This window comes from Bradyrhizobium sp. STM 3843 (assembly GCF_000239815.1).
GTDB lineage: Bacteria > Pseudomonadota > Alphaproteobacteria > Rhizobiales > Xanthobacteraceae > Bradyrhizobium.
This window is the reverse complement of the sequence record NZ_CAFK01000114.1, coordinates 1-12113: the sequence shown is the minus strand read 5'-3', so window position 1 is coordinate 12113 and position 12113 is coordinate 1. Positions and strand designations below refer to the sequence as shown.

Here is a 12113-nt window from a genome sequence, read left to right as displayed (position 1 = left end):
GGGCAATCGCTATATAAGCGGTCAATACTGGAATCCGGCGACGCGGCGCTGGATGTGGAAGCCCGCTCCATTTCAGATCCCGGATGCATTCAACCAGCGCGCGCTGTTCATTGCGCCTTTTGTTATCGACCCTAACCAACCCAACCGGCTTCTTGCTGGCGGCGAATCACTTTGGCGAACAGATGACGCCAAGACCCCGAACACACCGACCAAGGGACCAAAGTGGACGCGTATCAAAGCGCCCTCAAATGGATTCATCAGTGCGATTGCTGTGGCGCGAAAAGATTCCGATCTGGTTTGGATTGGCTACGACAAAGGAGAGATCAGCAAGTCGATGAATGCGACGGCTGTCAATCCGGTTTGGTCGCGCGTCGACGGGCCGCTGCCTAGCGGACGCTATGTGACGCACATCTTGATCTCGCCGCATGACAAGAACACTGCGCTGGTCGCATTCGGCAGCTTTGCCAAGAGCAACCTCTGGATAACCAGGGATTGCGGCGCTACGTGGAGTGATATCGGCGCGGGCTTGCCGAACGCGCCGGTCCGGACCCTAGCTATTCATCCAAGTGAGCCGGATTGGATCTATCTCGGCACTGAGGTGGGAGTGTTTGCAAGCGAAGATGGTGGCGCGAACTGGTCGCCAACCAACGAGGGACCTGCCAATGTCTCGGTCGAAGACTTAATTTGGATTGGTGAAACCCTCGTATGTGCCACCCACGGCCGTGGGATTTTTCGCATTGATTTGTCGGCTGCTGCTCCGATTGTCGCAAAGGCCAGCCCGCGGGCGGTGCCAGAATTCGCCTTTGTATAGAGTTGACTTCTCCTCTTGCGCCGGTCTGCATGTCGAATTGAGAACCCGCCATCAGCCAGATGGTTGCCGGTTATCTTAGATCTTGCCGCGGGACTGGCCGAGTTCGACATGACGGCTCGCAGAGAGCACTAAAGTAAGATTTCTCGCCAATCGTCGGCAAACAGCTAGTTGGCCACAGCTATCCCATCTACGCACTCAACCGCATGGCGGTTGGTGGATTGGACCGGTATAGGGCTGGCATTGCGCGTATGTGCCATCGCTTTGAAGGAAGCATATCATCCAGGATCCATCGGCCAATTGCTGGTAGCAGACCGGCGCTTTGTTGTGCTGGTTGCTCCGCGTTGTCAGACTTCTAAACACTGCGTGATGTTGCGAAGCACCGGGGATAGCGCGCCGCCTTACTACGCGTTTCTTAGCCTTCTTTGCCGCCAAAGTCCTTTTGTTCGATCCCCGTCTTGTCGCGGAACGTTTGCTTTGTTTCAATCCTCGCTTCTTTGTGCCTTTTGCCATTCAACACTCCTTCTGGTGGGGAACACTCGTCACCAGCTCATCGCGACAGAATCGACCTGACGCCGGTCGTGTAGCCGCTGGTGAGTTGCGAGATAGCGTGCGATTGCTCGGCGATCGCAATCAGCGACTTACCGCCCCCGGGCTTGTCTAGCGGACCAAAGGTGACCACAAGATCATGTGTCCGGTCTCGGCTGCCGCTCAGGAAGGTTCCTGATCCGTTGATCGTTGCCCGCGTCAGTTGCAATGTCGGGGTCAGGCCTCCACTGGTCACGACCTCGAAGGTGACCTGGTGCGATAAGACGTTCTTGTCTCCGCTGGGCGCAGTCGCATTACCCGTTACGACAGGTGTTATCCTGAGATCCAGGAGTTCTGCGATCTTGAGATCGTTCTTAATAAGAAAGGAGCCGCTGGGATCTTCCCCGCTGGCATCGCAAACCTGACCATCACGGAGGTAAAGATCCTTCACCGTGTAGAAGAAATTCAGCTTCTCGACACGGGTTGCGTCCGCTGACACTGTGGCGTTCCCACCCAGCGTGAAGATTGCAGACGCCGGTGATGGTGGCATCCACACGGCGGTTGGATTGACAGCAGTTTTTTCGTCGATCGTGAAAGTAAACGCTACCTCCGCGCCCCAATCGTTGAGGAAATCCGTATAGGTTCGGTGGCTAGCACGTAGACGCGCGGCGCGAACATCGTTATTGACGACCCTTGTGACCGCGTTCTTCAGTTCGCACTCGACGCTGCGAACGATTGCGTGAACCATCGTGACCGCGCCGACCTCGCTGTTGTTGGGCCAGTCGCGTATGTCAGGTACGTAGGTCCCGCAGCCGCTTAAGCCAAACAGCAGCATAACTCCAGCTACAAGCCTTGCCACGCCCATATTCGCCCCCTCGCCGTCATTGTGCGAGACGCGCGCAATCGTCAACTTACTTCGAAGCGAACTCGGGATGCCCGGGTCTTCGCGGTCTCCTCAAAAGTGAAATGTTAGTGCTCTCCTCGCCACCGCGCAGTAGCAAAAAGATCACAACGCATCGGAAAGTTGTTGCTTTCGGCTGACGCTGACGTGCGCATAAAGGCAAGACATGAAATGGCGATTCGGCTGGTTGGCTGGCTCGCCAAGCGACCGGGACCGGAAAATCGGAACAAGATGGCTTCGAGAACCGGAGGTCCGAAAGGAGCGCCGGGCAGTCCTGGTCCACCAGCCCCACCTAGTCCGCCCTGACCTCCAGCACCGCCTTCGCTCCGAAGTTGACTCAGGGGAGCGTGTTCAATCGCCCTGGACCAACTGCGCTTGAAGCACCTGCACGCGTAGTCGGCCTGGCTCACCCGCCCGGTGCCACCCTTTCCTTCCGCAGGCCCAATAGCTCCAGGTATTTCTTGCGCCTCGACTGCCAAGTAGGGGTCGTCGCACAGAATGAGTTTGCAGTCGGGTTGCTCGAGGCAAGTTCAATGGCCGATCGATTAACATCGAGCAGAGCCCCTCGCTGAGGTCGATCACCTAACGGCGAGGAAATTCAGCGCAACCACATCCGCGCCACTCGCGACTTGCAAAGCGCCGCCGCATTCCCGGCAGGGGACCGGCTGCGGCGATTGGCGTCGCAGTCGGCGCGGACAGGCGCTCCCCTCGCCCGCCGAACGCTCAGAGCCCCGCGACGATCTCGGAGAAGGTGAGCTCATCCCGGCGCTTCGCCTTGGGGGCGCGCGCCTCAACGATCTGCGCGAGAGAGCGCATCTGCGCCCCCACGGCGCCACGGCCCGAGCCGCCGAGTTCTGCGAGCTCCGCCTCGATCGCGTCGGCGACGCGGCGACGATCTCCGACCGCCAAATCGGGCGACTGCCATATCACCAGCAGCGCCGCCGTCTTGTATTGCTTCGCCTTCTCGGCGTCGCCCTCGAGCGTCGCCTGGATCGCTTGGTTGAGCGGCTCCTCGATGTTGGGCATGCGCCAGTTGTCGCGCTCCGTGCGGGCTTCGATGCGAAGCAGCAGGTAGTCATACCCCTCGAGCGGCGCGGGAGGACCACCGTTCTCCGGGTAGTGAAGTCGGCTTCCCTTCACCGACAAACTGGCCTTGTCGATCTGCTGATCAGTCGCCGCGACAAGCGCGATGTAGCAGGGCTTGATCACGTTTCCGGCGCCGCCGCCCGGGGCGACGAACTGCTTGTGGAATCCGACCGAGATTGCATTCGCACCGCCTGTGAACAGGGTCTGCATACTGCTCGACACCTTTTCGGCGATGTCCAGGGTCTGATTTAGCGGCGCAGCGATCAGGCCGGAGAAGTCTTTGAGAATGCTGATCGATTCCTTCAGGTAGTTAGTTCCTTTCAGGGCCAGCAGGGCTGACTGGATCTCGACCGTGCCTCCACCGAACGGAATGAGGTCGGTGAGCGCGTAGTCGCCCTGCCACCCGGGGCCGACCTGCCCGATCCCGTCGGTCACGTGGCTGATCTTGACCGGGTCCTTCCCGAACTTCAGCCCAACCGAGGTGTGAACCGCTGGGAACTGATTCTGGAACCATAGCCGGCTTTGGGCGAGGTACATGTCGGCGATCCAAAGCCGCATGTAGCTCTTGTAGGGCACGAGCGGATCGTCCGGCCCGGTCATATCTGTGCGCTCGTGAGGAATGACTTCGCAGACGTACTGCGTCGCATTCTGCGTGGCCCAGCCCTTGATGGTGTTCCAGATGGCGTCGATTGCACTCATGGCGTCAGCCTCCTCTCTGTGTGAAGCCGGGTATCGCGTCGAGAAACTCGGCGTCCACGTCGGAACGCAGATCCTGTGGCGGCTGGTCGCGCGAAACGGCACTGGGCGAACAGAACGACCCAATATAGGGCAAAGGCACGCTCCGTAGAGCAGCCTTCGCCTTGCGAACGGGCTGGACGTAGCCGCTCCAGATCACCTCGTCGGCGGTGACCGGAATAGCCTTGAGCCGGTCGTCATCGCGCTGGCCGAATTTATCCCGGAAGTATTGCCCCAGGCGCCGCACCACGAGCAGCCGGCAATCCGCCTTGCGACAGTCGGTATAGGCCTGCAATGGCGGCGGCGCCAGGCTGATCTCGCCTAGGCTGCGCTCGATCTCGCCAAGCATAAACTCAAACTGCTGCTGCAGGGTCCTAAGCTGGGTCGCGTGCCGCTCGCGTACGTCGAGTCGACGACGCCGGGTGCGCCAGTCGCAGATCTCCGCTCGCAGCCGCGATAACTGGCGCCTAGTCTGGCCGACTCGCAGGCAATTGACCCGTGACGATTCGTACATCTCTGGGCGCCATCCGACCTGCCGCGCGTCTCCCGGCGGCGAGCATACGGCAGCCATTGCTCGCCGTACGAGCGGTCTAATCTAGCTCACAGGCGGACGTACGGCAATCGGGTCAGAGGCGCGCCGCACTGCTCAGGATAGCCTGGCCATGCAGCAACCGTTGGACGCCAACTCGCTACCGCCGAATAGACACTGCCCACGCGAATGCCGAGGTAGTCATCGCAGCCGCTTAAACCAGCGCTCATGATTGACGAGGTCACCGCTTCGCCGGATGCCGATGTCCTGTTCGCAAATGACGGCTAACCGGCTCGCGCGAGTGTGCCACAGCCACGAGCAGGCAATAATGAAGGTGCGCGTGATTAATTGCGATCCTTGATACAGATGGCCGCAGTCAGCCGTGCTGGGTTGACTGCACTTGCTGTTGCGATTGGCCTCTGTGGCGTAGGGCCGTAGCAGAAAGGAAACCAGCAATGTGTCGTCCCGCGCGGCACAAGACTCCGATGCTACACTTTGATTGCCAAGCACTTGCATTTCGAGCACAATGCGGCAGCAAATGGGGGGCGGAGTGCCGTCCTCTTCATGTCGACAGCTCCCGTGCTTCCGCAAATCATTGAGAGATGCCGCCCGATGCGCGAAGACAGCAAAGCGATCGAAGCTCTTCTCATCGAATTGAAGCGAAAGGCTAAGCTCGTCTCCCTTCATCATCATGGCGTCCAAACTGCGGAGGTTAAGGATTGGCCGCGCGACGCAGAGGTAACGCTGATCGAGCAACTGGTAGAGGAAAGAGCGCGAGAGGTCCTTAAGGGGCGCACACTAGAGAGCTCTCCTTGGAGGCGGTGCAAAGAATTTGCTCATGAGCATCAGGCAAGGTGGTCAACCCCTGCGGACTTGCACCCTCACATAGACGAGGGAAACGACGGGCGCCAGTCAAAGCACAATCACAGCGAGGGGCACTTCTTTGAGGGGATAGCGCTTTGGGTAGATCACACACTTGATTTTCTCCGGTATTTGGACGCGAGCTGCGCTACGACGACGAGAGAGACGATCTTGTTCTTGGCGGCTAACCCAACAGATTCGACTGTGCTCCGGCTGAGCGAGGAAGCAAGAGAGATCAGAGAGGAGTTGGAGCGAGCGGGGCTACGGGACAAATTTCTGTTCCACGAACGAGGTGCCGTTCGTCCGAAAGATTTGAGCCGAACGCTGATCGATCTCTCTCCGCGCTATTTACATTTCTCCGGGCACGGGGGGCCTTCAGGCGCTATCTTTCTTGAGAACGAGGCGGCAAAGTCGATACCAGTGTCCGCCAGTGCCCTGCGGACTCTGTTTCGAGCGAGCGGAGATCATCTTCACTGCGTACTGTTGAACGCGTGCTATTCACGCACTCAGGCGGACGAGATTCTGACCTGCGTGCCGTTTGTCATTGGGATGAAGGACACAATTGGCGATAAGGCGGCCATTGCGTTTGCGCGCGGTTTCTATCGAGGGATTGGAGCCGGTAGACCTGTGCCGAATTCGTTCGATCTGGGGATCGCCGAGATGTTGATCCATTCAATACCGGAGGACTCAATACCGGACTTGCTGCAGCGCTAGGCGCGCCATCGCGTGCCAAGGAACTCCGATTCTGCGTCCCGCCGGTCGTTGGCTCGTTAGGGCCAAAACGCAGATCTGCCGAACTTCTCCTCGTGTCTTGGCCGTGTAGGAGCGGTCTTAAGGCGGGTCATTTCTGAGAGCCGGGAGCCGAGGGTGTCTCAGGCTACGAGTCGCAGCGACCGGTGTCTTTGTCTACAATGTTCAAGACCCGTGTGAGATTATGGGCCAGAACCCGGGAGCGCCAACAAGGCAGCTATTTTGGAAGCGCTTTGGTGAAGAAGTGCGTCGCCCCCATAAGGGCCTTCATCGTGCCGAACGAGTTTTCGATCGATCGTGCTGGGTCGAGCGCGGCCGCGACGTCGTCATTCTTCTCGACTCCATCACGCGCCGTTGTTGGTCCACATAGTCGCGCAGTCTAGCGAGATGCATCTGTTTCCAGGGTACGCATCCGGTGAAGGCCCCGGGTCAGCCAGCTTGTGTCAAGTAGCAGCCTGACCTGAACGATCAGGCTGCCGCGGAGACGTCAGGGTGTTTCCAGTTCCATGGAAGCAGTTCGGCGATCTTGCTGCCGGATGATCTAGCAACCTGGTGAGCACGTCGGCGAGCCAGGCTTGCGGATCGATATCGTTGAGCTTGGCGGTCTGGATCAGCGTGTAGATGGCCGCAGCCCGGCGGCGCCTTCGTCGGAGCCGGCGAAGGTCCAATTCTTGCGGCCGACGGCCACAGTGCGCAGCTCGCGTTCGGCGGCATTGTTGGACATGCAGAGCCGGCCGTCGTCGGGGAAGCGGGTGAACACCTCCCAGCGCTTGAGGCTGTAGTCGATTGCCCGGGCGGTCTCGCTCTTGCCGGAGAGCTTGGCGCGACGCCCGCGCAGGAAGGCATGGAGTTCTTCGACCAATGGACGGCTGCGCTCGTTGCGCATGGCGGCACGTTGCTGTGCCGGCACGCCGTTGATCTCGCGCTCGATGGCAAATAGCGTGTCGATCTTCTGGACTGCTTCGCTCGCGATCGGCGCCTTCTTCAGCCGCGCGAGCTCGAAAAACTTGCGCCGCGCATGCGCCCAGCAGCCGATCTCGATGATCGGGCCCGGCTTGCGCGAAGCCTCGTAGAGCCGGTTGAAACCAGCATAGGCGTCCGCCTGCATCAGTCCGGCATAGCCCTTAAGATGCGCTTCGGGATGTGTGCCGGAGCGGTCAGGAGAGTAGAAGAACACGGCCCCCGGGCGGAGCATGCCCGGCGAAGGGGCGATCGTCGCGCACATAGGTCCACAGGCGCCAGTTCGCGTCTTGCCCTTGGCCAGCACCGGCACCGTCGTATCGTCGGCATGGAGGCGTTCGGCTGCGAAGCCGTGGGCCTGTAGCACGTCAACGAGAGGCTTCAAGGTCACAGCTGCAGCGCCGACCCAATCGGCGAGTGCCGAGACGTCGAGCGCGATGCCTTCATGGGCGTAGGTCATGCTCTGTCGATTGAGCGGCAGATGCAGTCCGTGGCGACCACGATATGCGCCAGCAAACGCGGCCCGGCGCGGCCACGCGCGATGGCGTGGAACGGCGCCGGCGGCTGGCTGATCGTCTCGCAGGCCCGGCAGGAGAACTTCTCGCGCACATGCTGGATCACCTTCCACTGCCGTGGAACGAGTTCCAGCGTCTCCGTCACGTCTTCGCCGATCTTGCGCAGCCTGTCGCCACCGCAGCATGGGCAACTGACTGGCGCGGGATGAACGATGCGCTCGCGCGGCAAATGCTCGGGCAGCGGCCGGCGGGCCGGATGCCGCCGTTCGAATGGCTGCACCGCGATCCGCTGGGCCCTGGCGCGCTCGGCAGCCAGCCGCGCCTCGGCTTCTGCCTCTGACGCATCCTCCTCGAGGTCGGCAAGCTCGAGCTCGAGCTGCTCAAGCACCGACGAACGCTCTGAGGATGGCCCATACTGCTCGTGCTTGAGCTTGGCGATCGTGAACTTCATCTGCTCGATCAGGAGCGTTCGAGCTCGCACTTCGGCCTCGAGATTGCGCGCCTTGGCTTCCGCCGCAAGCTGGGCCGCCTGGCCGGCGAGCACCAGCGCCTTCAGCGTCGCGACATCATCGGGAAGCGAATCGGCTGTGATCATCGCTGGAGATGGAATCACAGCTCCGGTGCAGTTGCACCATCCGCCTTCTGCGCTTCACACTCGCGCAAGTCAGCCCGCCGCTTCGGGCCGCCAGCTGTGCTGCGGATGGCGCCAGTCTATGCCTTCGAGCAGGTAGCCGAGCTGCGCCGGTGTGATCGCGACCGTTCCGTCCCGAGGCGATGGCCAGATGAGGCGACCGCGCTCCAGGCGCTTGGCGAACAGACACATGCCCTGGCCATCATGCCATAGCGCCTTGATCAGACCGCCGCTCTTGCCACGGAACACAAACAGATGGCGGCGATGCGGATCGCGCTTCAACGTCTCCTGGACCAGCAGCGCCAAACCATCGAAGCCCTTGCCCATGTCGGTGTGACCGGTTGCGAGCAACACCCGCGTGCCGGAAGGGATCGGGATCGTCATCGCGAGCCCGCCCGCAGCGCCCCGATCACTGCCGTCACGGTCACCGCATCGGCCGCGCCGCTGATCCGGATCCTGGCCCCGGTCTCAAGCTCAATCTCGATCAGCCCCGGCAACGAGGGCGCTGCCGTCTCCGGCGCTGCCGCGATCCCCACCCGCACAAATCCAGATGCCGGAGCGGCAGCCTTGCCGCACAGTTCCTGCCGCCAGCGAAAAACCTGGCTCGAATGAACACCGAACTCGCGCGCCACACCCAGGATCGTCGCTCCCGGCTCCAACGCTGCCGCGACGATACGCTCCTTCTCCACCCGTGACCAATGCCGCCGTCGCCGCTCCGACGTGATCACTTCCACTTCCGCCGTGGTCATAGGACTAGCTCCAGGACTAGTCCTATGCCTTCCGCAAGCGTCACTTCCTGCGCAAGGCGACCACTACCGGAAGCTTACGATGCTTCCATGGACGCGAGACATAGCCAACGGCATTGTACCACGCTTATGTAGCGGGCAAGTCGTTGATTCTGCTAATTCGTTTGGGATTTCACTCTCTTAGGAGAGTGATGGTGCCCAGGAAAGGACTCTGGCAGAGCGCCCGTGTCAACCTGTCAACCGTGTCAACCCAAAAACCGCCCAAACTGGCTGGCGAAGCTTGGGGGCGCGCTTGGGCCGTGTGGGGCGGGGGGCCTAGAAGGACCCGCAGTCCCATGCTCCCAGACCCTCGCGCGGGCGCCGGTGGGTCGGGCGCGGAGATCGGTACTCAATGCGCTGATTGAGCCTCGCTTAGGCCTGCCGTTGCGTGCGCACCGGTACGAGCTCGGTGTTGAACACGGGCTTGCTCGCTCACACCTCGACGAGCTCGGCGCGGGGCGCGGCACTGTCGAAAGCTCATAGCGGTCATCTTTCGGCGCGAGCATTTGTGGGCACGCGTTGCTCAAACCGAGTTGGGTCGCGAACCTTGCGTGCGATCACCAGGTATTGCGGCGGTCTAAACCCGCGGGCGCCGACCAGGGCCTCACCTCGCAGCAACGGCCCGCGAGTTCGCGAACAAATGCAAGCCCTCCTCCAATCAGCCTGCGCGCCCGATGAGCGCGTCCTCGCGCGGTCGCGGCGAAAAAAAAATCCGTCGCGTAGCCCCTTGCTGCACACCACCCGTGCCGAGCGTGTCATATCCGCAATTGCGTCCCAAGCGGCTAGGTGACGCCGCAGCCTTTTCTGCAATTCGTCGCGAACGGTCCAACGCAACAACTTTTCAATATCGATCTTGCGATTCACCGGTTCGATGCCCCACCTTTGTGGATGGTTGATGTAGGGCTGTAGGGTTGATGTAGGGTTTGAATATAACCCTACATGGTTGTTTGTTGAATGTTTCCATATATTTGCTTCCTGTCATGTAGGGTATGTAGGGTTTAGACTCTACGCACACATGAGAAGCTTGATCTTCGCTCCGCCTGCACTTCGAAAGGGTAGGAGACGGGAAGCTGCGAAAAACCCTACATACCCTACATGGTGACCCTTAGCCTATTGATCCCACTTGCCTATTTACGCATGTAGGGTTTTTGAAACCCTACATGCATCTTGCAGCCCTACATGCCTAGACCGGCGCGAAATCCTCGTCGCCAGGATGCGGAGGCACCTCGTCGCGACGCCTTGGCGCAGCCGGCACGTTTTTGAGCCGCACGTGCAGATAGCGTAGGCCCGAGGCGTGGCGTTGCTTGACGAAGCCCTTTTGCCCCATGGCACGGCCGAACATAGTCTCTTTCCAAGCGCGTACGGCATTGGCCTCGGCCCAGGCGGTAAAGGCGTCGTACACATCGCGTGCAGTCACGTAGGAGGCTGGCGAGCCGTCGGGATTGGGCGGCACACTTTCGATGCAGGCGTCAGTAAACATGCCAATAGGATCCATTTCGTCGCGGTATTCGGCCGTCGCATCCATCACTTCGGCCGGCGTCCGCAAACCGCGATTGAGGTAATCCAGCGCGCCGGCGATCAGCCAATTGAGGATTCCAGAACGCTCGGGCCAAATCTCGCCCATGACCTCTTCCATCGGCCGCCGTTCGTGATCTGCAATCGTGACCGGCCATGGTACGAATTTGATGCGCCGCCAGATGCCATGGTCGACGCCGCTGACCTCGGGCTTATGATTGCCACTCAGAACCATCTTGAACTCAGGCCGGAACTCGAAAAATTCCTTGTTGAGTGACCGCACGAGCATCGGCTCGCTGCCAGTCAGCGATTTGATCAGCGCCTCCTTGAATTGCACGCCGCGCTCGGGCTCGGAGGCGCGTACCAGGCGCGCGCCGGGCAGACGGGCGAGATCAGGCGTTGCCTGCGATCCGGAGCGCTGCTGATCGCCCGACAGCGACTCGAACGCGATCGTCGCACAATAGGGCCCCATGATACGCGCCACGATTTCGACGAACGTCGATTTCCAGTTGGCGCCGGTGCCGTAGGAAAACACAAAGCATTGCTCGCCAGTCAAGCCGGTCAAGGCATAGCCATGATAACGCTGCACGAAGGCGCGCACCGGCTCGATCGGCAGGAAGCGCGTCACCGCCTTTTCAAAATTGGGGCATCTGGCGCCCGCAACATATTCCACCGGCGCCACCTTGGTGATGTGATCGGCGCGGTCGTGCGGCGTGAGCTCGACGTGCCAGCGCTTGACCATCTTGGTTTCATGATCGTGCGCGTCCGGATCAGGTTCCTCAGTGCAACGGAAACGCACCGTACCGTTGAGCACGTTAAACGAAAGCCCGTCCGCGTCGAGCTCGTCGACCGTCACCGTTCGATGGGGCATCGCTTGATCGAGCATGCCGCGAATTTTTGCGGCATTGCCGCTCGATACCGAATATTTGCGGCGGGCGATCTGCCGAGCTTGCAAAGCGCCGCTCGCCTCCGCGCCTCGCTCGACGACGCGCATCATCGTTTGCCAGCGTTGATCCTTGCGGCAGTCGACCAAGCCCTTTTCTCGCTCGATGGCCGTCATCTGAGCGCGCGCCTGGCTCGCGGCATCGATCGCGGCTTGCTCGTTCTCCGTGGCCGCCATCACGTCAGCCTCAAGCGCGATACGCGCGGCCGTCTTTTGCGCGAACCGCGTCGCGAGTTCGTTGCCGCCCTCGCGTTCCCAATGCGTGCCGGCCCACGCGTGCCAGCCAACATTTCGGATGTGCAACAGATCTCCGCCGAAATGGTGCAACAGCCGCTGCCCGTTCCCGGTGTCGTTTTGCGGCTCGGCGGCGCAGAGTGTAAGCACATCTTGCGCGGTTTCGGCGGCGTCGGCGCAGAGCGCATTGCCAGCCGGCTCGACATCGGATTTGCGCTGCCCGTCATAAGGGCGACCCCCATCTGCGGGGTGCGGGGCGAAGGACGCCGCACAAGCAAAGTTCCCATGTTCGATGATATCAGCGATCCGTGCCGGATCGACGCCGCTCCTGA

At 60.9% G+C, this 12113-nt stretch carries 10 protein-coding genes and 1 pseudogene; 1 reads left to right on the top strand and 10 read right to left on the bottom strand.

What is annotated here, in order from left to right; all coding sequences use genetic code 11:
- Nucleotides 1–811, top strand: a pseudogene (locus tag BRAS3843_RS41510) (hypothetical protein); the annotation flags it as partial.
- A 547-nt stretch (nucleotides 812–1358) separates the two neighbouring features.
- Here BRAS3843_RS41510 and BRAS3843_RS14810 read toward each other — a convergent pair.
- The 10 genes from BRAS3843_RS14810 to BRAS3843_RS14775 form a co-directional block, all read right to left on the bottom strand.
- Nucleotides 1359–2171, bottom strand: a complete 813-nt coding sequence (locus tag BRAS3843_RS14810) for a hypothetical protein (RefSeq protein WP_244425322.1) — start codon at nucleotides 2169–2171, stop codon at nucleotides 1359–1361.
- Nucleotides 2172–2960: 789 nt separating this feature from the next.
- Entirely contained in the window at nucleotides 2961–4022 is a 1062-nt protein-coding gene (locus BRAS3843_RS14805) for a hypothetical protein (protein WP_008969746.1), read from the bottom strand.
- 4 nt (nucleotides 4023–4026) lie between these two features.
- The gene (locus BRAS3843_RS14800) at nucleotides 4027–4572 is read right to left on the bottom strand and encodes a hypothetical protein (RefSeq protein WP_139024864.1); all 546 of its coding nucleotides are present in this window, start codon (nucleotides 4570–4572) and stop codon (nucleotides 4027–4029) included.
- A gap of 216 nt (nucleotides 4573–4788) precedes the next feature.
- On the bottom strand, nucleotides 4789–5277 hold the full coding sequence (locus BRAS3843_RS40720) for a hypothetical protein (protein ID WP_175361124.1): 489 nt from the start codon (nucleotides 5275–5277) through the stop codon (nucleotides 4789–4791).
- A gap of 1364 nt (nucleotides 5278–6641) precedes the next feature.
- Entirely contained in the window at nucleotides 6642–6866 is a 225-nt protein-coding gene (locus BRAS3843_RS42170; protein WP_008969741.1) for a transposase domain-containing protein, read from the bottom strand.
- Complete coding sequence (locus BRAS3843_RS42165) at nucleotides 6809–7639, bottom strand: IS66 family transposase (RefSeq protein ID WP_244425327.1); 831 nt, start codon at nucleotides 7637–7639, stop codon at nucleotides 6809–6811. Before BRAS3843_RS42165 ends, BRAS3843_RS42170 begins: the two co-directional genes overlap by 58 nt.
- On the bottom strand, nucleotides 7615–8268 hold the full coding sequence (locus BRAS3843_RS42160; protein ID WP_008969739.1) for an IS66 family transposase zinc-finger binding domain-containing protein: 654 nt from the start codon (nucleotides 8266–8268) through the stop codon (nucleotides 7615–7617). Before BRAS3843_RS42160 ends, BRAS3843_RS42165 begins: the two co-directional genes overlap by 25 nt.
- A gap of 69 nt (nucleotides 8269–8337) precedes the next feature.
- Nucleotides 8338–8688 carry an IS66 family insertion sequence element accessory protein TnpB gene (gene tnpB / locus BRAS3843_RS14785; RefSeq protein ID WP_008969738.1) on the bottom strand — a complete coding sequence of 117 codons (351 nt, stop codon included), beginning with the start codon at nucleotides 8686–8688 and terminating at the stop codon, nucleotides 8338–8340.
- Nucleotides 8685–9053, bottom strand: a complete 369-nt coding sequence (locus BRAS3843_RS14780; protein WP_008969737.1) for a transposase — start codon at nucleotides 9051–9053, stop codon at nucleotides 8685–8687. Before BRAS3843_RS14780 ends, tnpB begins: the two co-directional genes overlap by 4 nt.
- A gap of 1219 nt (nucleotides 9054–10272) precedes the next feature.
- Nucleotides 10273–11931, bottom strand: coding sequence for a DNA primase family protein (locus BRAS3843_RS14775; RefSeq protein ID WP_244425324.1), 1659 nt, complete (start codon nucleotides 11929–11931; stop codon nucleotides 10273–10275).
- Between the last annotated feature and the right edge of the window lie 182 nt (nucleotides 11932–12113).

Bases quoted from the DNA above. Each gene is read 5' to 3' on its own strand.
- BRAS3843_RS14810 (WP_244425322.1), bottom strand. From the start codon at position 2,171: ATGCTGCTGTTTGGCTTAAGCGGCTGCGGGACCTACGTACCTGACATA.
- BRAS3843_RS14805 (WP_008969746.1), bottom strand. From the start codon at position 4,022: ATGAGTGCAATCGACGCCATCTGGAACACCATCAAGGGCTGGGCCACG.
- BRAS3843_RS14800 (WP_139024864.1), bottom strand. From the start codon at position 4,572: ATGTACGAATCGTCACGGGTCAATTGCCTGCGAGTCGGCCAGACTAGG.
- BRAS3843_RS40720 (WP_175361124.1), bottom strand. From the start codon at position 5,277: ATGATGAAGGGAGACGAGCTTAGCCTTTCGCTTCAATTCGATGAGAAG.
- BRAS3843_RS42160 (WP_008969739.1), bottom strand. From the start codon at position 8,268: ATGATCACAGCCGATTCGCTTCCCGATGATGTCGCGACGCTGAAGGCG.
- tnpB (WP_008969738.1), bottom strand. From the start codon at position 8,688: ATGACGATCCCGATCCCTTCCGGCACGCGGGTGTTGCTCGCAACCGGT.
- BRAS3843_RS14780 (WP_008969737.1), bottom strand. From the start codon at position 9,053: ATGACCACGGCGGAAGTGGAAGTGATCACGTCGGAGCGGCGACGGCGG.